We start from the raw sequence: 24395 nt of genomic DNA, 5'->3' as shown, positions 1-24395 counted from the left end.
GGTCTAACGGGCGGCCGGCCGGTCAATGCCTGGCGTTGCCGCGCAGATCGGCTGCCAGATTTCCGGATAGGGATTCTCGCGGCAGGTTTCCACCCGCCAATCCCAGGTGACATAAATGCCGCCAATGACCGGCAATTGGTCCAGGGTCGCCCGGCGGATATCGTCCGGCAGCGATGTCCAACTGCGCGTCGCGAAATCGACCCGCCACATCATCACCTGCGGATTGCCATAGGGGCTGACCTCATAGCTTTTATAGATCGCGGCCATGCCGTCGCGCGACAGCCTTCCGTCATCGGCAAGGTCGATATAGGCAAGCCGGTTCCACGCACTGACATTGCCTGGATCGAGCGATAGTGTCTTGAGGCTGGCGGTGCGGGCCAGGTCGAGATCCGCTGGCGCCAGGGGCTGGCGGGCCAGCGCGGCCTGGGCCAGGGCTTCGTATCCGCGTATCGAGGCGGGTGTCGGGATCGCGGCAGCAAGGCTGGTCGCCGCCTCCGGGCCCATGGCATCGGCCTGCATCTCGGCATAAAAGCCGAACAGGGCAAGGGCGCCGGCGCCGGCAAGAAGACCAGAGACGGCGATTTTCATCAGAGCTTTGGTCGGTTTTTTCGGTCGTCTACTGGCCATAAATGCCTGGATCAGCTGGTCATCATCAACAAGGTATGTATATCATTAGGTGTAAAGAGCGGTTAATATGCTCCTGACAGGCTATGTTTTTGCCGGAACCGGCGGCTCGCTGCATTGTTCCTGCTCCGTTAAGGCCATGTTTACGGAACGCCCGCTAGCCTGACGCCAGAGGTGAACCATGCCGAAGCGCGCAATTGAGACGGAACACGAGATCGACGACGACCCGGAAAACGCCGGGACCGCTGGCTCCATGCCGTTGAACGTGCGTGACGGCCTCGATTCGCCTGCGCGTCGCCTGCAGAACTATCTCGGCGATGAATTCCACCATGACAGCGAGGTTTCCGCGTCGCGCTGGTCGCCGCGCAGCACCGTCCTGTTCGTCGCTGCGACCTGTGGCGGTTTCTGGCTGGCGGTCTGGTGGATCGCAACCCGCCTGCTCGCCTAGAGCCGCCCGCGTCCGGATGGGCGCAGATATGCGGGCTTAGCGCCCCGGCAGCGAACACCTTTCTGCACTCAAATCAATCCATTTGAATCCCCGGTGATAGAGGCATAGCCTTTCTTCGGTGCCGGACTGTGCATGGGCCTTTCCCGGGCTTCGGGAAGCCTTATCTGTTGCGGTGAAGGCTATTGCTGACCGCAACGAGAGGGCTGACCCCGTGATACGACCGATACTGGCCCTCTTGATCCTTCTGGCAAGCAGCGGCTGTGTGCGCCTGACCATGGCCTGGGCCGAGCTTGATCCGTCCGGGCGCCCCTCCGCGACACCGCCGGTACTGTCCGCCCTCGATGGCAGCGGCACAGTGCAAAGCGCTGCGGCGTGGCAAGACCAGCGCCCGGCGATCCGCCAGGCTCTCGAAGAGACTGTCTATGGCACGATGCCGCCGGGCGGCGAGGCAAGGCTGGTCGAGCGGCGCGTCGTCGATGACGCCTATCTCGATGGCCTCGCGGTACTTGAGGACTGGGATATCGCGGTGACGGCAATCCATCACGGACAGGCAAGCGCGCCGGCGCTGCTGCGCATGGCGGTAATGATCCCGGCAGGTCAGATGGATGCGCCCGTCATTCTGATGGAAACCTTCTGCCGCAACCACAACACTTTCCCCGATGCGGGCCTTTCGCGCCCCGAGGGCGAGGGCATGTGCGATGGCGATGGCGTGGTGAGCGGCATCATGGGCTATGTCTTCGGCCGGTATATCACGACGCCGCCGCTCGAGGAGATCGCCCGCCGCGGCTATGCGATCGCGGCGTTTCACCCGGGCGATATCGTGCCAGATGACGCGGCGCGGGCGCAGGCTGCCCTGGACGAGATCGCGGCGGGACTGCCGGATGATGGCGCGCGGCCTGGCGCCATCGCCGCCTGGGGGTGGCTTTTCTCGCGCGCTGTCGATGTTCTTGAGGCGGATGACCGGTTCTCCGGCAGCGATATCATCAGCTGGGGGCATTCGCGCTATGGCAAGGCGGCACTGGTTGGCACCGCATGGGATGAGCGGATCGACGGCGTCATCGCGCACCAGTCCGGTACCGGTGGCGCGGCGCTCAACAAGGCGAAACGAGGCGAATCCGTCGGCGAGATTACACGCAGCTATCCGCACTGGTTTGCCGGCAATTATGCCGCCTATGCCGGGCGCGAGGACGCGCTGCCCGTCGACCAGCATCACCTGCTGGCGCTGATCGCGCCGCGGCCCGTCTTTCTCGGCAATGCCCGCCGGGATGTCTGGTCCGACCCGTCGGGTACCTTCATCGCGGCGCAGGGGGCTGACCCGGTCTGGGAGCTTTTAGGCCGTCAGGGGCTGGACCAGGAGACGCTGGCATCATTCGATCCGCAAGCGGACATATCCTTCTTCATCCGGCCCGGAACCCATGGCATTACCGAAGAGGACTGGCCCGCCTTTCTCGATTTTCTCGACGCTCATTTCAGGTAAGCGCCCCGGTGTCAGGCGGTGCGCCGCAGTGGCTGACGGCCTGAATGGGTCAACCATCCGCTGAGGGTCTCATGCAGCTTCTTCTGTTGCACGGGCTTGGTGATGACGTCATCCATGCCGGCTTCGAGACAGCGCAGGCGATCCTCCTCCAGCACGTGGGCGGTAGCGGCGATGATCGGTGTGCGCGGCATGCCCTCCGACAGCTCTTTCGCCCTGATACGCCGTGTCGCCTCAAGGCCATCCATGCCCGGCATCGACACATCCATGACGATCAGGGCGGGCTTTTGTTCTGTGAACATGGCGACGGCCTGCTGCCCGTTCTCGGCAAGGCGGACATCGGCGTTGAAGGCATCCAGCATGGTCTTGATGACCATCTGGTTGACGACATTGTCTTCGGCAACGAGAATGTCGATCTTTTCGGCCGGCTCAAGTGAGACGACCTCCGGTTCTGCCATCTTCTTTGCAGTCTGACGCAGGCTGACGATCTGGCGATTATAGACCACCGTCGAAATAGAGTCGAGCAGGCGCGAGGCACGGACAGGCTTGGTCAGCCAGATATCGAAAAGGTCGACATTCTCCTTGCTGGCGTCGGACCGCTCGTTGATCGATGACAGCATGATCACCGGCCCGCCATAGGAGTATGGTTCTGCCTTGATTTCACGCGCCAGCATGACGCCGTCCTTGTCCGGCATGTGATAGTCGGTGATGACGAGGTCGAAATCGCGGCCTTCGGCCAGAATGCCCAACGCCTCGTCGGCAGATGTCGCAATGGTCGGCTCCAGCCCCCAGTCCCGAACCTGGTCGGACAGGATACGCCGGTTGTTTACATTGTCGTCGATGATCAGGACTTCAAGCCCGTCAACGGCGGGTGCATCGGCATACCGCCCTGCCGCGACCGTCTCGTCGACAGGCAGGGTGAGCCGTACCCTGAAGGTCGAGCCCCTGCCCGGGTCGCTGGTCACGCTGATCACGCCGCCCATCAGGCCGACGAGGTGTTTGGTGATGGCGAGGCCGAGGCCGGTTCCCTGGTATTTGCGGGTACTGGTCGTGTCGACCTGTTCGAACTGGTCGAAGATGCTTTCCAGCTTCTCGTCGTCGATCCCGATGCCAGTATCTTCGACCTCGATGCAAAGCGTTGCGTGGGTATCGGTCTCGACACCCCTGACCTTGACGATGACATGGCCGCGTTCGGTGAATTTCACCGCATTGCCGGCGAGATTGGTGATGATCTGGCGGATGCGGCCCGCATCGCCGATATAGCCTTCCGGCAATTCCTGGTCGAAGTCGACCAGAAGTTCCAGATCCTTTTCCCGCGCACGGCTCGACAGCAACGACATGACGTCCTCGATCGAGGTGCGCAAGTTGAACGGTTCCGGCATCAGCCGCATCTTGCCGGCCTCGATCTTGGAAAAGTCGAGAATGTCGTTGATGATCGTCACGAGACTGGTGCCGGACGACAGGATGATCTCCGACAGTTCGCGCTGCTTGGGATCGAGCTCCGTCTTCAGCAGGATTTCCGAGATACCGATCACGCCATTCATGGGTGTGCGGATTTCATGGCTCATATTGGCGAGGAAGTTGGATTTGGCGGTCGAGGCGGCATTTGCCTTCTGGGCAGCCTCGCTTGCCTCGGCGGCGAGCTTCCTTGCGCGGGCCGCGCTGCGCGTCAGGTCGGCGACCATCTGGCGCATCGTGTTGCCGAGGTGGCGGGTTTCGTGGGTGCCGCGTACCGGAATGTCGATGCTCCGGTCGCCCTGGGAGATCTTCTCGGCGGCGCGGGCGAGATCGCGCACCGGCCGCGTAATCTGGTGAGCGATCAGGAGGACGAGTGCGAAAGCGATCATCATCATGGGCATCCCGCCGATGACGTTCTTCCACAGGTTTTCGCTGGCAAGCGTCATCAGGCTGTCGCGACGGATACTCAACGACAGGACGCCAAGGGTCTGGTCGTTCCACAACAGGGGTTCGTAGACCGTCAGCAGGGCGCCTTCTTCACGGATCGTGCGGTTGGCACCCTTGAAGATCGCCTGCTCCTCGTCGGTCGGCTCCCCTGAAAAACGATAGGTGGCGGCTTGTTTGCCACTGCCGTCGATCTGATAGTTCAGGCCGGCATCAAGCACGTAGACATCGTGAATCGTACGGCGGGTACGGACGGTCGTCAGCGCCTGGTCGATTGTGTTCAGGTTGGACGTGCGCAAGAGCGATTCAATGTTCCGCGCAAGGAAGTCGGCGTCTTCGACGGCGACGTCGTAGATTCGCTGTGCCTCGGCCTTGGAATCGACATAGGCGCCATAGCCTGCGAGCATGAAAGTCAGGGCCGACATCAGCCCGATCACCAGAAGACAGAGCTGGCCCGGCAGGCCAGTTATAAACTTCAGCATCGCTTTTCCGGCCAGCAACAGCCACCGCCCCATAAACATCGCAAATGCTCCCCTCACCGATGGAGTTTGAGCCAACATGTTAAAAATCGGGTTAAGGATAAAAGGAGGCTCAAAATAAACCAGTTTACAAAATAAACCGATTATGCTTCCGTGGGTATGGCGGAATAATCCGTAATGGAAAAAGGGGGATGTCATGTCCGGTATGTCGACTGAGCGGCTGCATGCGCTCGATGCTGTCAGGGGCTTTGCCCTGTTGCTGGGCGTGGTGCTGCACGCCACCATGTCATTCTGGCCCGGTGACCAGGTCTGGATCGTCGCCGATGAGTCCCGCAGCCTCGGTCTGTTCCTGACATTCTATGTCATCCACATCTTCCGCATGGCGACCTTCTTCTTTCTGGCCGGCTTCTTCGGCAGGATGGTCTATCACCGACTGGGGGCCGGGCGGTTCGCGCTCAGCCGGGGCAAGCGCATCGCGCTGCCGCTGCTGATTTTCTGGCCAATCTCGATGGTCCTGATCATCGTCGCGGCGACGTGGGCGCTCGCCAAGGCGCATGGCTGGCCGATCCCGCCGGAATTCACCCAGGCGCCGCCGCAGGCCGACGTGCCGCTGCCCTTTCCGCTGACGCATCTGTGGTTCCTGTATGTCCTTTTGTGGTTCTATACCGGCATTGCGATCCTCAGGGCACCGATTGCCCTGGTTGACCGGAGCGGCCGGCTGCGTGGCAACGGCGACAGCATGATCTCCTTCCTGACCCGAAGCCACCTGGCTCCCATCCTGCTGGCCGTCCCGGTCGCGCTTGCCCTGTGGGCAAACAAGAGCTGGTACGTGCTCGGCGGCGTTCCGACTCCGGACAATTCCCTGATCCCTAACCTGCAGGCGGCGACCGCCTATGGCATTGCCTTCCTTTTCGGCTGGTTGATGAACCGCCGCATCGACCTGTTCGCGATCTGGCGCGGGCGCTGGGGGATCAATCTCGGCCTCGCCGCGGCCCTGACCTTCGGGTGCCTCGTCCTTTCGCGCGGCCTGCCGGACTCGATGCCGGCCCCGCAAAGCATGCTGTCGCTCGCCTATGCAGGGACGTATGCGCTGGCCATGTGGTTCTGGATATTCGGCCTGACCGGCGCGGCGCTCGCCGTGCTCGACCGGCACAGCCCGGCGATCCGCTATCTCGCCGACTCTTCCTACTGGGTCTATCTCATGCACCTGCCTCTGGTCATGGCATTGCAGGTCGCGGTCAGCGATATCGCCCTGCCAGCGGTGGTGAAATTCGCTATCGTGCTGGCGGTCGCCATGGCGATCCTGCTCGGGACCTATCATCTGCTCGTGCGCTACAGCGTCATCGGCTGGCTGTTGAACGGCAAGCGGAAACAGCGCCAGAATAAACGCAAGCAGCAAGATCTCCCGCATCAGGCGGAAGAAGCGGGAGCATGAACATGATCGACGGCAAAGGCACGCTCGAACCGGATCTGGAGTTTCTTCGGGCCCTCGTGGATGGCGGCGGTAACAAGACGCAATATCTGACCGGTCATGCCTTTGTCGTCGGCGGCAGTCTGTATGCCTTCCAGTGCATTGCCAACTGGCTGTTGATCATCTTTGCGCTGAACATGCCCGGGCCCGCCTGGCTGGTGCTGCACATCCTGCCCACCGTCATTTTCATCGTTTACTGCATCTGGCAGGGCATGCGGTATGGCATCGGCAATACAGGCAATGCGACGTCCCGGGCGATCACTGCGGCGTTCCAGGCCGCCGGCGTCACCAATCTGGCGCTGATCCTGATCTTCGCGCCTGCAGCCATCGCCCGCAATGACTTTACCATCTGGCTGTTCCATCCCGCGATTGTCTTTGCCCTGCAGGGCGCGGCCTGGCTGACGGCTTTCCAGTTGCGCCGCCGGGTTTGGCTGCTCGGCGTGGCGCTTGGCTGGATGGCGTCGGCCATTGCGCTCGGCTTGCTGATCGGCTCGCTGACCTATCTTCTGGTGGCGGGCCTCGCGCTGTTCTTTTTCATGACCGTGCCCGGCATTGTTATGATGCGCCTTTCAAAAAAACAGGATTAAATGCCGAGCGTGAGCAGATTTGATATCGCCAAGATCGACGACCTTATCCATTCCCGGCTGCGCCTTGGGGTGATGACCTATCTTGCCGATGCTGAGGTCGCCGACTTCACCGAACTCAAGGCCGTGCTCGAGGTAACCCAGGGCAATCTCTCGGTCCAGCTGCGCAAGCTCGAGGATGCCGGCTATGTCACGATCGAAAAATCATTTCTCGGCCGGAAATCGCGCACCCAGGTGCGCCTGACCAAGGACGGCCGCAAGGCCTTTGCCGATTATCTCAAGGCGCTGGAAAGCCTGGTCGGCAGGGGAATGTGACCTGTAATGCCGATCCTGCCTCGTTCGAGATGACAATCGGCAAATTCCGGCTACATCCATGAAGATGGATCCATATATCATCTGTGTCGCGCTTGTCGGCTTCGTTGCCCTGTCGATTTCCTGGGTCAAGCACGTCACCAACCTGATCAACATTTCCTATCCGATCGTTTACCTGCTCCTCGGCATTGTCCTCTACATTTTTGTCGATGAACTCCCCTGGGCGTCTCCCTATCGCAGCCAGACCCTGACCATGCACCTGACCGAGCTGATGGTGATCGTTGCCATCATGGGCACCGGGCTGCGCATCGATGTCCCTTTCAGGCTGAAACTCTGGGGGGCGCCGTTCCGGTTGGCGTCGATCACGATGATCTTGTGTATCGCGGCGTTGACCGCGCTCGGATACTGGGGGCTGGGGTGGGGACTGGCGAGCGCCGTCCTGCTTGGCGCCGTTCTGGCGCCAACAGATCCGGTGCTGGCCGGTGACGTACAGGTCGGCCCGCCCAACAGCGAGGACACGCGACAGGTGAAGTTTGCGCTGACGGGGGAGGCCGGCATGAATGACGGCCTCGCCTTCCCCTTTGTGTGGCTTGCCATCGGACTGGCGCTGTCGACCGCAGGGGAAGATTTCTCTCTGCTGGAATGGGCCGCCTACAGCGTCGTCTACAAGATAGCGGCGGGCATTGTGTGCGGATATCTCGTCGGCAGGCTCGTCAGCTATCTGTTCTTCCATCTGCCGGACAGGCACAACCTCATGCATGTGCAGCAGGGCCTGGTGGCCCTGTCGGCGACGCTGCTTGTCTATGGCGTCACCGAACTTCTGCATGGTTATGGCTTCATCGCCGTCTTCGTCACCGCCATCACCATGCGCAACAAGGAGATGGAGCATGAGTATCACGAGAAGCTGCATGAGTTCATCGGACAGATAGAGCACATCCTGCTGGCGGTCATGCTGGTCCTGTTCGGCGGCAGTCTTGTCGATGGCATCCTCGGCAGTCTCACCTGGCCCGCGGCGGCGGCCGGCCTGGTGTTCCTGCTCCTGATCCGGCCGCTCGCCGGTTACACCTCGATGGCAGGCACGAAGATGCCGTGGCAGGAGAAGCTCGCGATCGGTTTTTTCGGCATCCGCGGCATTGGCTCCTTCTTCTATCTCGCCTTCGCCCTCACGGAGGTGGATTTTGCCTATGACGAACAACTCTGGTCCCTCGTCTCCTTTGTCGTGCTGGTCTCGGTCCTCGGGCACGGCTTCACCGCCAGCTATGTGATGCGAAAACTCGAGCGATCCGGCAGCGGTTGACGATGGCGTCGCACGGGCGGGCGGGGTCACCGCGCGGGCCTGCCTTTGCGCGCCGCCAGCGCCGCGATGGCTTCGCCCGTATAGATGACTGCCATCACCGCAGCGGTGACCGGGAACAGCAGGGCGGCTATCAGCAATATCCCTGCAACTGTCCAGCGGCTGCGGCTATCGGCCATTGGCGCGGCAATCCTGCGCGCGCCTAGCGGGCGGCGGACCCACCACATGATGAAGCCGGACACGGCCATGACCAAGATCGCGATACAGAACAGCAGGTTCAGGATCAGGTTGAGGGCGCCGGCATTACCCATATGGATGGAGATGCCCGCGGCCATCGCCTTGCCCATGGGCGAATAATCCGCGAACGGCGCATCGGCGATCACTATGCCTGTCGCCGGGTCGATATGCATCGTCCTGTCCATTTCCGGATCGGTGATATCGCCCGCCATGGTCGTCGCTGAAATGGTCCAGGTGCCGCCCGGCCCGCGCGGCGGGAGGACCCGAAACCTGGTGAAGCCCTCATCGCGCGCAAAGGCAACGACCGCGTCGAGGCCGACCAACGGCTCGTCGCCATCATGGGCAGACACCGGCAAGGGCGTCTTTTCCAGCGCCCAGGAGACGATGCGGGCACCGGGCGCATTGAGCGCCTCGTGACGGGCCTCGCCGACCGGGGCGCTGAAGCGCTCAGCCGGAAAGCCCTGCCAGGCTTGCGTCACCTTGCCGCCCCAGATCGGCGTCCAGGCGAGGCCTGACACGAGGAAAAACACAAGCACGACGGACACGCCAAGGCCGGTCAGCCCGTGGATCCGCCGCCACAGGGATCGCCCGCCTTTCCCGAGCGGGCGCCTGCCCGCCGGCCAGTAGAGATAGAGCCCGGTCGCGATCATCAGGATGCCGAACCCGGCCACCGCCTCGAGGATCACATCGCCGACATCGCCCATCAGCAGCGTGCCGTGCAGGCTCTCGGCGAAGTCGGCCGGCGACATGCCGAGCGGTCCATAGCCGGTGATGGCGCCCGTATACGGATTGACATGGACGGCATAGGCAAGGCTGTTGCCGCCATCATGGGACGAATGCTCGCCCGACGCCATGGCTGCATGCCCGGGCGCGACATGGATGATCGCCGCCCGGTCCGGCGCCGATGGCGGAAGATAGGCCCTCAGCTCGGCTTCGGCCCAATATTCCATTGCGACGGCCACCTGTTGCGACGGCGGCAGCATCTCGGCACCGATTTCGACATTCAGCCGGGCGCCATGCACCAGCTCCGTGAACGGTGTTTTAAGGACCATGACCATGCCGGTCAGGGCAGCCATGACGAAAAATGGCATGACGACGAGACCGGCATAGAAATGCCAGCGCCAGACGGCGGCGTGATAGCGGCGCGTGGGTCTTGGTGTGGTGATGGACATGTCGATGACCTCTCGATGCGCCGGCTGCCCGTTCGGGACAGCCGGCCTATGATGCTACCGGCTGCCGCCGAAACCAAGCCTGATGCCGCCATAGATGGCGCGGCCCTCGCCCGGCACGAACACGTTGAGCGACGCTGACGGATCGCGGGCATCGGCAAGCGTGGAATAATTCACCGCATAGGCTTCGTCGGTCAGGTTACGGCCCTCGACGAACAGCGACATACCGGGCGAAAGGTCCCATGACGCTTCGACGCCATAGAGCTCATAGCCGGGCACATCGACCGTATTGGCATAGTCGAGGAAATTGTCCCCGGCCTGAACCGTGACGCTCGGCGCAATGCGGAACCTGTCACCGGCAACCACCACCTGCAGCCTACCGAAATGTTCCGGCATGCCGGCAAGGCGATTGTCGCCATAGATGGCGTCCCCGTCGAAGGCGAAATCGTTCCAGCCCCAGGACAGTTGCGGGGTCACGGAAAGCCCGCCTGCAGTCCTCAGCGCCTGCCAAGAAGCGAAAATCTCCGCCCCCTGATGGATCGTCTCGTCTGCGTTGAAGATTGCCGCGGGGATGCCCGGCGTCGTCGTGAAGGCGACGAATTCGCCATCGATCTCCTGGCGGTATACCGCCGCCTCGAAACTGACGTCACCGACAGTGCCGCGTGCGCCGGCCTCGTAGGACACGGCATCCTGCGCCTCGATCGGCTGGAAGCCGGCAACGCCGCCCTGCGTAAGGTCGAGGAAGGTCGGCGGCTCATGGGAGGCCGAGGCATTGGCGAAGACCTGGATTGTCGCGCTTGCCTCATAGAGAAGGCCGAGCTTCGGGCTGAGATGGGAGAAGGATGTCTGCGCATTCCGGCTGGCATCTGCGAGGTTCTCGAAATCGCGGCTGGTCTCGAGCCAGTTTGCCCCGACAATCGCCCACAGGCCCGGCGCGATTTCGAGGCGCCCCTCGCCATAGAGTTCAGCCGATCCCGATTCCTGCACGGAGTCCGTGATCTGCGGCCCGATGGCGCCGGCGAAATTGAGATAGACATCTGCATCCGTCTCTGTCTCCCGCAGCCGCATGCCGATCGACCATGCCGCAGCCCGCCCGGCAACGGTCCCGCCGCCATCATAGCGCAGGAAGCCGGAATAATCCTCCGCCTCCTGAATGAGAAAGACCGGCACCGGATGATACAGATCCCGCCGCGCCGCCGTGCCGCCGAAGGTCAGCGTGCCGCCGTCGAGCTTGATCGTCGTCGTGGTATAGGCGCGCAGGGAATCGATGTCGCGCTGCCAGTCCTGGCTGATCGCGCCGGAATTGCCTGCGGCCGGATCGCCGAGCGCCGTATCGAGGCTGACGGAGCCGGCCAGTTCCTGGTCGACATCATTATAGAACAGGCCAAAGCGGGTCTCTGCCCGGTCCGACCATTCATAGCCGATATTGACATAGCCCCGCTCATTGTTCTGCTGGGAATGGTCGCGGAAGCCGTCCTGGCGCTGCCAAGTGCCGGCGACCAGCATGTCGAAGCGCCCGAAATCGCGCGAGGCAACGGCGTGAAGCCGCGATGTGCCGAACGAGCCGGCTTCGGCGCGGAGCGCGTGGGGCGTGGCAACGCTCTTCGCCGTCAGCGTTTCGACCGAGATCGCGCCGCCCAGAGTTGCCGCGCCAACGCGAAAGGCGTTGCCGCCTTTCAGCACATCGATATGGGAGGCAACCAGCAGATCGACTTCCTGCAGGTCGCCAAAGCCGTCGGCGGCATTCATCGGCACGCCGCCGAGCAGCACCTCGACGCCGCGCAGATGCACGTTCTGGGCAAGGCCGGAGCCGCGGATCGACAGGCGGCCATCCTCCCCGGCGCTTGGTTGCATGATGACGCCGGGGGTCAGCGCCAGCGCATCGCGAAAGGTCGTGGCGTAGCGATCGCGGAATTCCTCGGCAGGCACGACATCGACATTGCCCGGCCGGCGCGCCTTTTCGGCCAGCGCCTCGGCCAGGGCGTCGCGCCGCTCGCCGGTAATGACGATCGTCTCGTCGGATTGGGATGAATCGGCGCTCGCTGCAGGGGACAGGACAGGCAGGATGAAGAACGGCAGGGCACTCGCGCCCGCCAGCAGAAATCTGGTCATGGGAAAAAACTCTTGTGTCTGATGAAATCGGATGCCGGCGCAGGCGGCATTATCGCCCGGTGGCCGGGGCTACGGAGAAATCATCAGGCCGCGGGCGGGGCCCTGCCGCCAAGCGGCGGCCCCTGGGGCTGGGCGGCAATCGCGCCATTGTCCAGCGGGCGGAGCGCCTCCCGCGTGAGCGGCGGGGCGGCAATCACCACCGTCTCGACCGGCGTTACCGGCGTGGCCGCGAGGTGGCAGAGGAAGCACTGGTCGTCATGGGCGCCGTTGCGGGGAACATCCTTGCGGCTGGTCAGCGCTGCGAACTCGCGTGCTGCGGCCCTGGCATCGGCGGTCATGCCGGTGCCGGCCGGAGAGCAGATCGAATAGCTGGTCTCGGCAAGGCGCGCCATGGCCGCGCCGCCAAACCCCGCCTGAAAGGCGAAGGCCAGCAGCATCATGCGCAACAGCCAGATCCTGAAATTCCTCATGAACCGGCCGATAGCAGCGCGGATGATCCTGCACAAGCCGGATCGATCAGGGGTGCGACAAGATGGATAGGGGTGATTGATCGGTGTGGCCCCTGCCGGGGCATTCTACGCTTAAAATCAATTCACAGGATTGATTTTTCTGCCTGCGGCAGACCAGCTACGAATGGTGGAGCTAAGCGGGATCGAACCGCTGACCTCTTGCATGCCATGCAAGCGCTCTCCCAGCTGAGCTATAGCCCCGTTCCATTCGGAATGCGGTGCCGCCTGTCGCAAGGGCGCTGGCGGCGCCGGGAAGACCGGGAAACTAGTGTCAGTTTCCCGGCTTTGCAAGTGTAATTTCGCTAAAAAACCAGCGTCCGATCAGCGTTCTTCGTCATCGTCGCCGGCACCGCCCACGATATCCTCTAAGTCGTCATCGTCCTCGTCGTCATCGTCGAGCAGCGTGTCGTCGTCATCCGTGTCGATGTCGATATCCTCGATGTCGGACAACTCGTCGTCATCGTCCTCGTCTTCATCATCTTCTTCATCGACCTTGACGGTCTTGCGTGCCTTGACGGAGGATGTTTCCTCCTCATCGGCTTCCTCGAGGCTGGTTTCCTCGTCCGGGGACGTATCGTCATCGGCCTCGTCTTCCACTTCCTCTTCGTCATCGGACTCATCGTCCTTGGCTTTTGCCGTATCGTCTTCCTTGCGCGTCTTGCGCGGCTTCAGGATGGCTTCGGGCACGAATTCATTGCCGCATTTGGGGCAATGGGCCGGTTCCTTGTTCAGGTCGTAGAAACGGGCGCCGCACTCGGGGCAATCACGCTTCTGGCCTAGTTCTTCATTCGCCACGGGCTTACCTTTGTCTTGACTGTAGAGCAGCTAAAGGACGGGTGTTGCCATGCAACCCCGGCGCTGTCAAAAGGAAAACGCAAATTCTCAAGGCGGGCTTTAACATGAGTACATTCGCGCATCGCGGTGCGTCCCTGAACGGCCGGGTGCAGGTGCCCGGCGACAAGTCGATCTCCCACCGGTCGCTGATCTTTGGCGCTCTGGCCCAGGGGGTGACGCAGGTGCGCGGCCTGCTGGAGGCCGAGGACGTGCTGCACACCGCTGCGGCACTGCGCGCGCTCGGCGTCTCGATCGAGCGCGACGAGAGCGCGGACGGCCCGGTCTGGACCATCGAGGGCGCGCCGTGGCAGGCGCCTGACCGCATCCTGTATGCCGGCAATAGCGGCACGGGTGTACGCCTGTTGATGGGCGCGGTGGCCGGCCAGGGCGTGGAAGCCGTCTTCGACGGTGATGCCTCGCTGCGCAAGCGCCCCATGGGCCGAATCATCGAGCCACTGGCGCAGATGGGCGCCTCGTCCGACAGCGATGACGGCCGTCTGCCGGTGAAAATAGCCGGCGGGAAACTCACCGGTATGCGCTACCGCCTGCCCAAACCGTCGGCGCAGATCAAGTCGGCAATCCTGCTTGCGGCCCTCGGGGCGGACGGCGAGACGATCATCGAGGAGCCGGTCCTGAGCCGCGACCACACCGAGCGGATGCTGTCGGCCTTCGGCGCTGAGATATCCTTCGGCCCGCTGGAGGGTGCAGAAGCAACCAGGGGCCGGACGATCCACCTGAAGGGCGGGCAGACGCTCAAGGCCTGCGATATCACCGTGCCCGCCGATCCCTCGTCGGCAGCCTTCCCGCTCGTCGCTGCGCTGATCGTGCCGGGCTCGGAGGTGACGGTCGAGGGCGTTCTGATGAACCCTCAGCGTACGGGGCTTTACCAGACGCTGATCGAAATGGGTGCCGACCTGACCTTTGCCAATGAACGCACCCTGGCCGGGGAAACCCTTGCCGATATCACGGCCCGCCACAGCGCGCTGAAGGGCGTCAGCGTCCCGGCCGGGCGGGCGCCGTCGATGATCGACGAATATCCGATCCTCTCGATTGCCGCGGCCTGCGCGACGGGCGAGACGCGCATGGAGGGGCTGGAAGAATTGCGGGTCAAGGAATCCGACCGCCTGTCCGCCGTCGCCGCAGGTCTTGCCGGCAATCGCGTTTCGATCGTGGAAGGGCCGGACTGGTTGACGGTTACCGGCTCAGGCGGCGAGCCGCTGAAGGGCGGCGATATGGTCAGTACCCATATGGATCATCGCATTGCGATGAGTTTTCTCGTCATGGGACTGGTTTCAGCCGATCCGGTCGGCGTCGACTCCACCGAAATGATCGCGACATCCTTCCCGGAATTCCTTACCCTGATGAAAACCCTGGGTGCTGATATTCGCGCTGAACGGTAAGCGAGCGCTTGCTTTCATGCCTGCGCGAGCCGCTTGACCCTCAGGCACGCTGCTGCGTAATCTTCTTCCCGAGAGAGAGGGAGAGATCCATGAAGCGCAGCGTTATTTTATCCGTGACCGCCGCTATCGGCCTCACTGCGTGTGATGCCGAAACCATGCAGGCCATCGGCGAGGGGCTGGCGCAGGCGAGCTACCAGAACTCCTATGGCTACGGCTCATACGGCTATGGCTCGGCCTATAATTCCCCCTATGGCGGGTATCAGCCGAACAATTTCGGCACTGGCTACTGGCCTGTCCCGACCTACAGCTATGGCAGCTGGGTCGGGTACAACCAGTGCCGCAATACCGGCACCTTCTATACCTGCGACTCCAATGGCGACGGCTATGCCGACATGTGGGGCGATACGTCGGACGGGTCCTATTCCTCGCAATATTCCCGCGTGAACGGCCGTGGCGAGGGGTTCCGCTGGGATAGCGGTTGCAGCTGCTGGGTGCGCGACCGGTCGATCGACGGACCCTATGACGGCCCGCGCGATAGCAAATATCGCGACCGGTATGACGACGATGACGATTACGATCGCGACCGAGACAGGGACAGGGATCGTTACTGATCAGCCTGCTGATCGAGCCGTTGCCATTCGGCCCTGACGGCGTCGTCCATTTCCAGCGCGTCATATTGCGGCTTGGCGCGCTTGGCCGCGCCGATGTCCAGTCGCGCCAGCGCCCAGACCGCCATCGCCCTGACAAGGGCCGATGGATCGGCCAGCAGGGCCTGCGCCGAGCTGGCAAGCGCCGGCGCGCCGGAATTCCCGATGGCGATCAGCACGTTGCGCACGAAGCGGTCGCGCCCGATACGCTTGACCGGCGAGGCGCGGAACATCTCCCGGAAAGCACCATCGTCAAGCGCGGCGAGGTCGGCCAGCAGGGGCCCGCGCAGAGCCTCGCGCGTGTGAAAGGCCATCTCCTCCGTCTGCGCTGCGAACTTGTTCCACGGGCAAATGGCAGTGCAGTCGTCGCAGCCATAGATGCGGTTGCCCATGGCAGCCCGGAATTCCAGCGGGATATGCCCCTTGTTCTCGATTGTCAGATAGGAAATACAGCGCCGTGCATCGATCTGATAGGGGGCGGGGAAGGCCTGCGTCGGACAGATATCGAGACAGGCCCGGCACGAGCCGCAATGATCCGTCTCCGGATCGTCCGGCGGCAGGTCGAGCGTTGTGTAGATCGCGCCGAGAAAAAGCCATGAGCCAAACTCGCGCGAAACCAGGTTGGTGTGCTTGCCCTGCCAGCCGATGCCGGCCTGCTGGCCAAGCGGTTTTTCCATCACCGGGGCGGTATCGACGAAAACCTTGACCGAGCAGTCATGGGTCTCGCACAACCAGCGGCCGATACGCTTCAGCCGCTTCTTGATGATGTCGTGATAGTCCTTGTTGCCGGCATAGACCGAGATATTGCCCTCGAGAGTGCGCTCGAGTTTCTCCATCGGGTCTTCGTCGGGGCCATAGTTGAGACCGAGCGCGATGACGCTGCGCGCCTCTGGCCACAGGGCGTCGGGCGAGGCCCGCTGGTCGCGCCGGTTCTCCAGCCAGTCCATGTCGCCGTGATGGCCGCGCTCAAGGAAGGCGGCAAGGCCCTCGCCAGCGCTTTGCGGCAGCCGGGCACCGGTAAAGCCCGCAGCGTCGAACCCTTCTGCAAGGGCGCGGGCGCGGATCTCCTCCCTGATATGCTGGCTGGTGGTCACGCCCCGGCAATAGCGCGCGGGGCGTTGTCACACAATGGGTGCTTCGCGGGCGCGCTCTATTCGCCGCCCGCTATTTTCCGCCCCAGGCGATGAAATACGGATTGTCGAATCCGCGCTCTTTCTTGCCATAGCCGAGCGGGCCCGTCTCCGCGTCACCCTCATAGGCATTGACGCTGCCGCCGGCCGCTTCCAGCACGGCCTGGCCGGCGCCGGTATCCCATTCCATCGTCCGGCCAAGGCGCGGATAGACATCGGCGAGGCCCTCGGCGACGAGGCAGAATTTCAGCGACGAGCCGGCCGGCGTGAAGTCGGTCGCGCCGAGTTTCTCCAGCAGGGTCTCGGTCTCGGCGGAGCGGTGCGAGCGGCTGGCGACGGCAATCAACGCGCCTTCCTTGCGCTTGCGCACGGTGATCGGCGCCGCGCGCAGGGCATCGGCCCGGTCAGCGCCCGGCGCGATCTTCTGGACGAACGCGCCCTCGCCAACGGTGCCGAAATAGAGTTTCTCCGCCGCCGGGGCATAGACGACGCCGGCGACCGGACGGCCATTTTCGATCAGCGCGATATTGACGGTGAACTCGCCGGTCTTGGTGATGAATTCCTTGGTGCCGTCCAGCGGATCGACGAGGAAGAATTTATCGCCAAGCTCGGGGATCTTGCCGGCCGCGGCGGACTCCTCCGCCAGCACCGGAATATCCGGCGCGATCTCTTTCAGCCCGGCAAGGATCAGCTCCTCGGCGAGTTGGTCGGCTTCGGTAACCGGCGAGCCATCGCCCTTGATCTCCTTGTCGAAATCCGTGTTGTAGATCGAGCAGATCTTCGCCCCGGCCTTCAAGGCAAGGTCGATCATTCCATCCATCATGGCAGTTGTAGTCATTGATACCCCCGTAAAGTCTCAGGCATCCTGTTTAGGCAGGGGGGGCAAGTGTGACAAGACCAATGGCGTGGCTATTGTGCACTGCGAGCAAAAAAGTTTTGGCGGCAGCAGGGGCGGCAAAGGCAGCAGGGAGTGGCTGGATCAACCTGCGTTCAAATGGAATCAATTGAAGGCAGGAAAGTTGATCGCTTCCAAAGTGTTAGAGCAGCTCCTCTGCGTCCATCCGGACGCAGGCTGCTCTAGGCGCGGCGCCGCTTCAGCAATTCCTTGATATGCGACGGCGCGCTGGGGCGTTGCCTGTGGCCTGCAGCGGTCGGCGCGGGCGACGACGCCTCTTGCTCACGCCTGCGCGCTGGCCTGTCACCGGCATTGGGTTCATTGGCGGCAGCCGGCACCGCATTGTCGCGGTTCTGGGCGGCGATCATTTCAAGCGTCTTGAGATGGCTGGCGAGACCGGGGCCGGTCAGGGTGACAGTTGCTGGTGGCAGGGATTTCTTGCGCGAGTGTGCCGCTGCCGGGTGGATCGGGTGCCGGCGCTGTTCCGTCACCGCCGCAGAACCAGCACTCTCCGTCGCGGTCGTTGCCGTTTCTGGCGCCCCGGTCTCTGACATCGTCGCGGCCAGCGCTTCGCCGGCATCGCCTTCGATATGGTGCCACAGGTCGAAGATATGCAGCAGCGCCTCGGCAGTGACCGACCGGGCTGCGTGGAACAGCATCTGGCCCGCGTCATCGACGAAAATCAGGTGAAAGCCCGACTTCGCGTTCAGCGTGTCGCGCAGCAGCTGGTTGTCGAGCCAGTCATAGACCTCGCCATTCTGGGTCGGCGCATTGGGGCCATAGACTTCGACGATGCGATAGCCGCCCGCCAGCAAGGGTCCGAGGATACGCTTCAACTCGGTGCGCTGGGCGCTGCACCGGGGATCGTTCATCTGCGGCCCGAACAGAAGGACGGCGCGGCGCAGGGTGAAGCCGGCACTGATATCGGACGGTTTCGCTGCCTCGTCGGACGCCCTGTCCGGGCGCCTCGCCCAGATCGCGACACCGGCGATGCTCATGAAGCACAGGCATGCGACTAGATACGTCATCTGCTGATCATCCCTCTCCCCGGAAGGGTATCAGCCGCCCTGTCAGGTAAAGCCCTGTAGCCCGACATTGCCTGCAACCCCACCCCTGTCTCGGGCGCATTGTTATCCGGTGAAACACAAGTTTTCAACACCGATCAGGTTGCAAAAACGATGCCGTCAGACCCGTGGAGGCTGTAACTTGTCAGGATCTGCATCAAGAAGTGGCGCGGCCTCCAGGGTCACGGGCGGGACGTGATGGCCGTTTTCGAGGATTTCGTCATAGAGCCCCTGAGGCACCGAGCGCCGGCGCAGGATCATGTAGAGCGTAACGGCCGCCTGCAATGCGGCAATGGCGAGGAAGGCGCCATGGGGCGCCATCGCTGTGCCGGTGACGAACAGCACCGACAGCGAGCCGATGCCGGCAGTCAGCGCGTTCAGCATATTGCCCGAGGCCATGATCCGGGCGCGGTGCTGTGCCCTCGCCCGGCGCTGGACGGCCGCCTGCAGCGGCACGGTGAACACGCCCATGGCCGCCGCGCAGATCATGAACAGCCCGGCGAGCAGCCAGCCATCGGGCCGTGACAGGAATTCCAATGCGTTGAGGCGGTCGCCATCATGGTCGAACATCGCGCTGGCGCCATAGAGCGCGAGACTGGCGAGCGTCGCCACGGTCATCGCGCTGGCCGCAAAGCCCAGTCCCGAGCGCCCGCGTGACAGGAGCGCGGAGATCACCGCGCCGACCAGCGCGCCGATGGCGAACAGGCCCATGATGGCGGTGGCGACACTGCCATCGGCGTTCAGCGTCTCGTCGGCATAGACCGGTACGGCGATGGTGACGGCGGTCGAGATGAAAAAGAACAGCCCGATACCGATCAGGGGACGGATGACCGGTGGTTCCTTGATGACATAGCCGATCTGCCGGTACAGCAGCGTTGCCGGATTGTAGTTGATTGTCAGGGCGGGATCGTCGGGCGCGGCCTCCGGTGCAACCCTGATCGCCAGCCAGCCGGCAAGGGCGGCCAGCGCGAGGACCAGGGCGACGATCACCGGTCCGCCCGGCAGGATGATCAGCATACCGCCGAGCAGCAGGCCGAGCAGGATCGAGGTATAAAGCCCGCCATTGCAAAAAGCATTGGCGCGGATCAGTTCATGGCTGGTCAGATATTTCGGCATCGCCGAGATCCGCACCGGGCTGAAGAACGCCGATTGCACCCCCATCAGGAACAGGGCCAGCACCAATACGAGGCCTGCGACCGGCGCGAGCGATGTGCCCAGCATCAGGAAGCCCGCCCCCGCCAGGACCATGAGCAGGAACTCGACGAATTTGGTCAGGCGGAACAGGCTGCGGGTCTCGTATTTGTCGGCGACCTGGCCGGCGATCGGCGAGAAGATCAGCATGGCGAGCGGGAACAGGGCGCCCGCCACCGGCACGATGCTGGCGCCATCGGCGATCCCCGGCAGGGTGATCAGCGCCTGGAATGTCAGCCCGATCAGGAGCGCCTGTTTCAGCATGTTGTCGGTAAACGCCCCCAGCACGAAGGCAACCCACATCGGCAGGAAGCGCCGCTGAAAGAAGAACGGACCCGTTGGGTGCTCAGGTGCAGGGGAGGGAGAGGCCATATCCGGAACTGCTCTTACTCGACCGGGGCAGCGGTGATCAGCGGGCGATGCTCCGGTGGCAACAATTCCAGCGAGCGGGTTTCGATCCGGCTTTCCAGCAGCAGCATGAAATCATCCTTGGCCATGCCGGGGGCGATCGGCTCGAGGAATTCAACGCTGGCGATGCCGGGGGTCACCTTGCCGCTCTGCTGCGGCCAGCACAGGCCGAGATTGGTCGCGACGGGCACCACGGGTACGTCGTAATCGCGATACATGTGATAGACGCCCTTGCGATAGCGGTGGCGCTCGCCGATCTTCGACAGATGCCCTTCAGGATAGATCAGGATGCGGCGGCCATCCTCGCGCGCCTGTTTCATGGCCGTGTCGAGCAGGCGGCCGCGCTCTGCCGGTCCGCCGCAATTATTGACGACGATCGCCCCCATCTTCTTCAGGATGCCGCCGACCAGCGGAAACTTCTCCAGATGGTCGCCGGTGACGAAGGCAAGATCGTGAAACTGCGAAAACATGATGAAACCATCGCCCCAGCTCTGGTGCTTGGCAGCGATGATACACGGCCCGTCGGGCAGGCGCTCGCGGCCTGTCACCTCGATACGGATGCCCGCGACATGCTCCATCCAGAAACACATGGTCCGTGTATAGAGCAAGATCCACAGCATCAGCGGGCCGCGATGCGGGACCAGCAGCAGCGGCACCGCGAACAGGGCGAAGAAGATGGAGGTCAGCCAATAGGCGAGCTGGAACAGGATCGATCTCATGACGGCCACTCCTTATGCGACAGGGTTGAGGACGGCAATGACGGCGCGCACCAGGTCCTCCTCATGGGCCGAAAGCGGACCCTTGAGGCGTCCATAGGCCATGTGCAGGGCTGGCTGCAAGACGGCACCCAGCGCCATGCCGGTGACAAGGATCGGGTCGCCCGGGGCAATCTCCCCCGCTGCCATCGCATCCCGGGTGATCGCCTCGGCCGCCGCGACAGGGTCCGGTTCGCCCTCGGGACCGGGCAGGAAGCGGTGCATCGAGAGCAGGTGAAAGGCAAACAGCTGCCAGTCATTATCGGCGGTCCGGCAATAGGCGCGCACCAGCGCCGCCGCGCGGTCGGATACGGTGTCGTTCTCCTTCGCGGCGTTTTCGATCAGTCGCCCAAGCTCGCCATGGATCGAGAAGAAAAGGTCGGTGAAGATGTCGTTCTTCGATTTGTAGTGGCGATAAAGCGCGCCTTCGGAAATCCCGGCCTCGGCCGCGATCGCCCGCGTCGTTGCCTTGTCCATCTCGCCGCGCGCAAAGACGGCCAGCGCCGCGCGCTCGATCCTCGCTTTCGTCGTCCCGTCCAGGGCAGTGACGCCGCGCACGGCTTCGTCCTCGCCTGACAGGGCTCTTTCTCTTGCCGATACGGGCATGCAAACTCTCCTCGTCCTTCCAGGGGCATCACGCCCAAAAATGAGTGAGTGATCACTCGATACACCGGACAGGACAGGGTTTCCAAGCGCCATCATTCCCGGGTCAAAAAATAAGTGAGCGATCACTCACAGGAATACAGATATCTCTTGGCGCAAGGTATGTCAAGATAATGAGTGAGCGATTACTCACATTTTCGGCGGGCTTTGCTGAAATGGGGGCATTGACGCCATGCGGGCTGTGCTTTCGGCGCGGGTCGGCTGTTGCCGGGCAGGGTGGCAGAGACCGCAATGGCGCTCACCCTTTAACAAAAAGCCGGCCTCACGGGCCGGCTCTCTCGCGCAAATCAGGTGTGACGCCGGCGGCTATTCCTCGCCCAGCACTTTCACGCGGATATCCTTGTAATGGACCTCGCTGTCCGGATCGTGGGCCTGCAGGGCGAAGGTGCCGCTGGCAAGTTTGCGCCCTTCGCGGTCCCAATCCTCGGGTTCGGTCCATTTCACCGTTGTCTCGCCATCGACCTTGATGGTCACGGTCTTGCCCTCGACGCGGATCGTATAGTCGAACCACTCGCCGTCGGTCGATGGGGCCTCATCGCGGGCGACGAAGCTGTTGCCGTTTTCAACGCGCAGGGCCGGCTCGTTTTCCTCGCCGGAGACATAGATATCGGCAACCGAATAGAGACTACCGGTCTTGCGCGGGTCGGACTGGGTGGAATTGACCTGGGCCTCGTAGCCGATCTCCGGCCAGTCATCCTCCTGATAGACTGTATGGAAATAGACGCCGGAGTTCGAGCCCTCGGTGGTCCGCACCTTCAGGCGCAGTTCGAAATCGGTGAAGTCGTGATCCGCAACCTCGCCGGAATAGAACAGATGCGCGCGATCGCCTTTTACGACGAGCACACCATCCTCGACGCTGAACGCTGCCGGATTGTCGAGCGACGAGGTCCAGCCATCGAGGCTCGTCCCGTCGAACAGGGTCACGAAGCCGTCTTCCGTCCCGGCGCCCATGTCGTCGGCATGATCGTCGGCGCCGGCAGGGGCAAGGGCGCAGACGCCGGCGAGTGTGGTCGCCGCCAGTGATGCAAATAGAATTCTCATGATCGTTCCTCCCGTTTTGATGGACCTTTTTTCTTGGCGACAGAATGCCAAAGGCAGGACGGATTGAACAGGACTATCCGCCAGCTTGCGGCACAGGCTCCGGCCGGCGCAGCTTTTCGGTGGTAAACATCACGCAGGCGGCAAGGATCGCAAGCCCGAACAGCCCTGCCGTCAGCGGCAATACAGTGCCGTTGAACGACTGGCCGATCAGCGTGCCGATGGTCACCGACATGGTCGTGGAGATGCAGCTCATGGCGGCGGCGGCGATCCCGGCGATATGACCCATCGGCTCCATCGCCATGGCATTCAGATTGCCGAACAGCATGCCGAAGAAGAAGAAGGTCGCCATGGCGAAAACGACGAACAGCGCCAGCGGCGGTGTTGAATCGACCAGCAATTGCCACGCCAGGAACAGGCTGGTCAGGGTGAAGATGCCGCCGATCCCGATCGCGACCAGCCGCCGCATGCCGAACCGGCGCACCAATGTCGAATTGGTGAAGGAGGCAACGCCGATCGACAGGGCGATCATACCGAAAAACAGCGGGAACATCGTGCCGGTGTCATACATGCCCTGGAAGATCTGCTGGGCCGAGGAGACATAGGCGATGATGCCGCCGAAAATGCAGCCGGCGCAGATCGTATAGCCGATCGTGACGGGTGTCGTCACCACGGCCTTCAGCCCGCTGAGGATCATGCCGACGCGATAGGGCTTGCGCCGCTCGACCGGCAGCGTCTCCTCGATGCGGAAATGCAGGAGGGCGAGACAGGCCAGCCCCTGCAGCGCGAGGAAAAAGAAGATCGTGCGCCAGCCACCGACGAACAGGATCGACTGGCCGATGGTCGGCGCGATGGCGGGCACGAGGATGAAGACACCCATGACCAGCGACAGCACGCGGGCCATGTCGCGTCCATGATAGCGGTCGCGCACCATCGCCATGGCGATGATCTGCCCCGCCGCCCCGCCGAAGCCCTGCATGAACCGGGCCGCGAGCATGACCTCGAAATTCGGCGTCACCATGGCGATCAGGCCGCCGGTGATAAAGAAGGCGAGCCCGATATAGACGGCAAATTTGCGGCCCGTGCTCTCGGACAACGGGCCGAACAGGATCTGGCCGAATGCCATGCCGGCGAACAGGATGGCGACGACGAACTGTGCCTGGTTCTCGCCCATGATCGACAGGTCCTTGGCCATCAGGCCAAGAGCCGGCAGCATGGCGTCGATCGCCATGGCAATCAGCGAGATGAGGAACGCCATGGACACGACGAATTCGCGGAACCCCGCCCGCGGCTTCGTCTCATCACCGGTGTCAGCAAATATGGGAGGGGTCTCGGCGCTCACGTGTCGGTCCTTACGCGCCTGATCCGGATTGGCTCACAACTGTGTCCGGCCAGTCGCCATCAGGCAAGCGAGAGAACGGATTTACTTGCCGAGCCGTTTCGCATTTGCCTTCAGGATGCGTTCGGCGGGCTTTGTCAGGGCATCCATGTAATTGGTAAACACGGATGTCCCATTGTGCCGGTTTAACATCATGTCCGCCATGTTTTGGCAAGCGATATGATGCGCCGCAACAAGACCTTCCACCAGGGCTTCCTGTTTTTCCGAGAACATCAGCTCGGCTTCTCGCTGTCGGCCGGGTGTCGGGTCAACGGCAAGCATATAGAGGATGGGCATACGGGCGACAACAACCTGCGTCGCCAGCATGGCATTCGACCAGGCCTTGAAATAATCACTGAACATGTATGGTACGTGGT

At 62.8% G+C, this 24395-nt stretch carries 23 protein-coding genes and 1 tRNA gene; 8 read left to right on the top strand and 16 right to left on the bottom strand.

What is annotated here, in order from left to right:
• Positions 1 to 3 precede the first annotated feature (3 nt).
• Positions 4 to 588: a hypothetical protein gene (locus IEV88_RS11245; RefSeq protein WP_188158357.1), complete on the bottom strand. Its 585-nt coding sequence runs from the start codon at positions 586 to 588 to the stop codon at positions 4 to 6.
• Between the two features lie 217 nt (positions 589 to 805).
• Here IEV88_RS11245 and IEV88_RS11240 point away from each other — a divergent pair, with 217 nt between their 5' ends.
• Both IEV88_RS11240 and IEV88_RS11235 read left to right on the top strand, forming a co-directional pair.
• A complete protein-coding gene (locus tag IEV88_RS11240) occupies positions 806 to 1072 on the top strand; it encodes a hypothetical protein (RefSeq protein ID WP_188158358.1) in 267 nt (88 codons plus the stop codon).
• A 211-nt stretch (positions 1073 to 1283) separates the two neighbouring features.
• Positions 1284 to 2549: a glucuronyl esterase domain-containing protein gene (locus IEV88_RS11235; RefSeq protein WP_188158359.1), complete on the top strand. Its 1266-nt coding sequence runs from the start codon at positions 1284 to 1286 to the stop codon at positions 2547 to 2549.
• 11 nt (positions 2550 to 2560) lie between these two features.
• Here IEV88_RS11235 and IEV88_RS11230 read toward each other — a convergent pair whose 3' ends face one another.
• The gene (locus tag IEV88_RS11230) at positions 2561 to 4930 is read right to left on the bottom strand and encodes a response regulator (protein WP_188158360.1); all 2370 of its coding nucleotides are present in this window, start codon (positions 4928 to 4930) and stop codon (positions 2561 to 2563) included.
• Positions 4931 to 5123: 193 nt separating this feature from the next.
• On the opposite strand from IEV88_RS11230, the gene IEV88_RS11225 reads away from it, so the two are divergent.
• From IEV88_RS11225 to IEV88_RS11210, 4 genes are read left to right on the top strand one after another with little or no spacing between them, the layout of a single operon-like run.
• Positions 5124 to 6362 carry an acyltransferase family protein gene (locus tag IEV88_RS11225; RefSeq protein WP_188158361.1) on the top strand — a complete coding sequence of 413 codons (1239 nt, stop codon included), beginning with the start codon at positions 5124 to 5126 and terminating at the stop codon, positions 6360 to 6362.
• A gap of 2 nt (positions 6363 to 6364) precedes the next feature.
• Entirely contained in the window at positions 6365 to 6985 is a 621-nt protein-coding gene (locus IEV88_RS11220; protein WP_188158362.1) for a hypothetical protein, read from the top strand.
• Positions 6986 to 6994: 9 nt separating this feature from the next.
• Positions 6995 to 7297, top strand: coding sequence for a winged helix-turn-helix domain-containing protein (locus tag IEV88_RS11215; RefSeq protein WP_206711194.1), 303 nt, complete (start codon positions 6995 to 6997; stop codon positions 7295 to 7297).
• Between the two features lie 58 nt (positions 7298 to 7355).
• A complete protein-coding gene (locus IEV88_RS11210; RefSeq protein WP_188158364.1) occupies positions 7356 to 8591 on the top strand; it encodes a cation:proton antiporter in 1236 nt (411 codons plus the stop codon).
• Positions 8592 to 8617: 26 nt separating this feature from the next.
• Here IEV88_RS11210 and IEV88_RS11205 read toward each other — a convergent pair whose 3' ends face one another.
• The 5 genes from IEV88_RS11205 to IEV88_RS11185 form a co-directional block, all read right to left on the bottom strand.
• A complete protein-coding gene (locus IEV88_RS11205) occupies positions 8618 to 9997 on the bottom strand; it encodes a PepSY-associated TM helix domain-containing protein (RefSeq protein WP_188158365.1) in 1380 nt (459 codons plus the stop codon).
• Between the two features lie 54 nt (positions 9998 to 10051).
• Positions 10052 to 12106 (bottom strand): TonB-dependent receptor family protein, encoded by a 2055-nt coding sequence (locus IEV88_RS11200; RefSeq protein WP_188158366.1) that lies wholly within the window; start codon positions 12104 to 12106, stop codon positions 10052 to 10054.
• A gap of 83 nt (positions 12107 to 12189) precedes the next feature.
• A complete protein-coding gene (locus tag IEV88_RS11195; RefSeq protein WP_188158367.1) occupies positions 12190 to 12576 on the bottom strand; it encodes a DUF2946 family protein in 387 nt (128 codons plus the stop codon).
• 164 nt (positions 12577 to 12740) lie between these two features.
• A tRNA-Ala gene (locus tag IEV88_RS11190) sits at positions 12741 to 12816 on the bottom strand.
• Between the two features lie 120 nt (positions 12817 to 12936).
• The gene (locus IEV88_RS11185) at positions 12937 to 13410 is read right to left on the bottom strand and encodes a TIGR02300 family protein (RefSeq protein WP_188158368.1); all 474 of its coding nucleotides are present in this window, start codon (positions 13408 to 13410) and stop codon (positions 12937 to 12939) included.
• A 104-nt stretch (positions 13411 to 13514) separates the two neighbouring features.
• Between IEV88_RS11185 and aroA the strand changes: the two genes are divergently transcribed.
• Both aroA and IEV88_RS11175 read left to right on the top strand, forming a co-directional pair.
• Positions 13515 to 14849, top strand: coding sequence for a 3-phosphoshikimate 1-carboxyvinyltransferase (gene aroA, locus IEV88_RS11180; RefSeq protein WP_188158369.1), 1335 nt, complete (start codon positions 13515 to 13517; stop codon positions 14847 to 14849).
• A gap of 89 nt (positions 14850 to 14938) precedes the next feature.
• The gene (locus tag IEV88_RS11175; RefSeq protein ID WP_188158370.1) at positions 14939 to 15460 is read left to right on the top strand and encodes a hypothetical protein; all 522 of its coding nucleotides are present in this window, start codon (positions 14939 to 14941) and stop codon (positions 15458 to 15460) included.
• On the opposite strand, the gene queG is transcribed toward IEV88_RS11175, so the two are convergent.
• The 9 genes from queG to IEV88_RS11130 all read right to left on the bottom strand — a co-directional run bounded on the left by queG (position 15454) and on the right by IEV88_RS11130 (position 24381).
• A complete protein-coding gene (gene queG, locus IEV88_RS11170; protein ID WP_188158371.1) occupies positions 15454 to 16590 on the bottom strand; it encodes a tRNA epoxyqueuosine(34) reductase QueG in 1137 nt (378 codons plus the stop codon). The two genes, IEV88_RS11175 and queG, sit on opposite strands and share 7 nt — an antisense overlap.
• A gap of 70 nt (positions 16591 to 16660) precedes the next feature.
• The gene (gene cysQ, locus IEV88_RS11165; RefSeq protein WP_206711195.1) at positions 16661 to 17464 is read right to left on the bottom strand and encodes a 3'(2'),5'-bisphosphate nucleotidase CysQ; all 804 of its coding nucleotides are present in this window, start codon (positions 17462 to 17464) and stop codon (positions 16661 to 16663) included.
• Positions 17465 to 17703: 239 nt separating this feature from the next.
• Positions 17704 to 18549 (bottom strand): hypothetical protein, encoded by an 846-nt coding sequence (locus IEV88_RS11160; protein WP_188158372.1) that lies wholly within the window; start codon positions 18547 to 18549, stop codon positions 17704 to 17706.
• Positions 18550 to 18705: 156 nt separating this feature from the next.
• Positions 18706 to 20148, bottom strand: coding sequence for an MFS transporter (locus IEV88_RS11155; RefSeq protein ID WP_188158373.1), 1443 nt, complete (start codon positions 20146 to 20148; stop codon positions 18706 to 18708).
• 14 nt (positions 20149 to 20162) lie between these two features.
• Positions 20163 to 20903: a lysophospholipid acyltransferase family protein gene (locus tag IEV88_RS11150; RefSeq protein WP_188158374.1), complete on the bottom strand. Its 741-nt coding sequence runs from the start codon at positions 20901 to 20903 to the stop codon at positions 20163 to 20165.
• 12 nt (positions 20904 to 20915) lie between these two features.
• Positions 20916 to 21545 carry a TetR/AcrR family transcriptional regulator gene (locus tag IEV88_RS11145; RefSeq protein ID WP_188158375.1) on the bottom strand — a complete coding sequence of 210 codons (630 nt, stop codon included), beginning with the start codon at positions 21543 to 21545 and terminating at the stop codon, positions 20916 to 20918.
• A gap of 363 nt (positions 21546 to 21908) precedes the next feature.
• Positions 21909 to 22643: a 3-keto-disaccharide hydrolase gene (locus IEV88_RS11140; protein WP_206711196.1), complete on the bottom strand. Its 735-nt coding sequence runs from the start codon at positions 22641 to 22643 to the stop codon at positions 21909 to 21911.
• A 73-nt stretch (positions 22644 to 22716) separates the two neighbouring features.
• Positions 22717 to 23982, bottom strand: a complete 1266-nt coding sequence (locus IEV88_RS11135) for a multidrug effflux MFS transporter (RefSeq protein WP_188158376.1) — start codon at positions 23980 to 23982, stop codon at positions 22717 to 22719.
• Between the two features lie 81 nt (positions 23983 to 24063).
• Positions 24064 to 24381: a hypothetical protein gene (locus tag IEV88_RS11130; protein WP_188158377.1), complete on the bottom strand. Its 318-nt coding sequence runs from the start codon at positions 24379 to 24381 to the stop codon at positions 24064 to 24066.
• Positions 24382 to 24395 lie beyond the last annotated feature (14 nt).

This window comes from Aquisalinus flavus, from assembly GCF_014640095.1.
In the GTDB taxonomy this organism is placed as follows: Bacteria; Pseudomonadota; Alphaproteobacteria; order Caulobacterales; family Parvularculaceae; genus Aquisalinus; species Aquisalinus flavus.
Note: the sequence above shows the minus strand (reverse complement) of the source record. Positions and strands in the feature narration are given on the sequence as shown.

Bases quoted from the DNA above. Each gene is read 5' to 3' on its own strand.
- IEV88_RS11240 (WP_188158358.1), top strand. From the start codon at position 806: ATGCCGAAGCGCGCAATTGAGACGGAACACGAGATCGACGACGACCCG.
- IEV88_RS11160 (WP_188158372.1), bottom strand. From the start codon at position 18,549: ATGACGTATCTAGTCGCATGCCTGTGCTTCATGAGCATCGCCGGTGTC.
- IEV88_RS11130 (WP_188158377.1), bottom strand. From the start codon at position 24,381: ATGTTCAGTGATTATTTCAAGGCCTGGTCGAATGCCATGCTGGCGACG.
- IEV88_RS11140 (WP_206711196.1), bottom strand. From the start codon at position 22,643: ATGAGAATTCTATTTGCATCACTGGCGGCGACCACACTCGCCGGCGTC.
- IEV88_RS11150 (WP_188158374.1), bottom strand. From the start codon at position 20,903: ATGAGATCGATCCTGTTCCAGCTCGCCTATTGGCTGACCTCCATCTTC.
- IEV88_RS11245 (WP_188158357.1), bottom strand. From the start codon at position 588: ATGAAAATCGCCGTCTCTGGTCTTCTTGCCGGCGCCGGCGCCCTTGCC.
- IEV88_RS11220 (WP_188158362.1), top strand. From the start codon at position 6,365: ATGATCGACGGCAAAGGCACGCTCGAACCGGATCTGGAGTTTCTTCGG.
- cysQ (WP_206711195.1), bottom strand. From the start codon at position 17,464: ATGACTACAACTGCCATGATGGATGGAATGATCGACCTTGCCTTGAAG.
- IEV88_RS11195 (WP_188158367.1), bottom strand. From the start codon at position 12,576: ATGAGGAATTTCAGGATCTGGCTGTTGCGCATGATGCTGCTGGCCTTC.
- IEV88_RS11225 (WP_188158361.1), top strand. From the start codon at position 5,124: ATGTCCGGTATGTCGACTGAGCGGCTGCATGCGCTCGATGCTGTCAGG.
- IEV88_RS11210 (WP_188158364.1), top strand. From the start codon at position 7,356: ATGAAGATGGATCCATATATCATCTGTGTCGCGCTTGTCGGCTTCGTT.
- IEV88_RS11205 (WP_188158365.1), bottom strand. From the start codon at position 9,997: ATGTCCATCACCACACCAAGACCCACGCGCCGCTATCACGCCGCCGTC.
- IEV88_RS11175 (WP_188158370.1), top strand. From the start codon at position 14,939: ATGAAGCGCAGCGTTATTTTATCCGTGACCGCCGCTATCGGCCTCACT.
- IEV88_RS11145 (WP_188158375.1), bottom strand. From the start codon at position 21,545: ATGCCCGTATCGGCAAGAGAAAGAGCCCTGTCAGGCGAGGACGAAGCC.
- IEV88_RS11230 (WP_188158360.1), bottom strand. From the start codon at position 4,930: ATGCTGAAGTTTATAACTGGCCTGCCGGGCCAGCTCTGTCTTCTGGTG.
- IEV88_RS11200 (WP_188158366.1), bottom strand. From the start codon at position 12,106: ATGACCAGATTTCTGCTGGCGGGCGCGAGTGCCCTGCCGTTCTTCATC.
- aroA (WP_188158369.1), top strand. From the start codon at position 13,515: ATGAGTACATTCGCGCATCGCGGTGCGTCCCTGAACGGCCGGGTGCAG.
- IEV88_RS11155 (WP_188158373.1), bottom strand. From the start codon at position 20,148: ATGGCCTCTCCCTCCCCTGCACCTGAGCACCCAACGGGTCCGTTCTTC.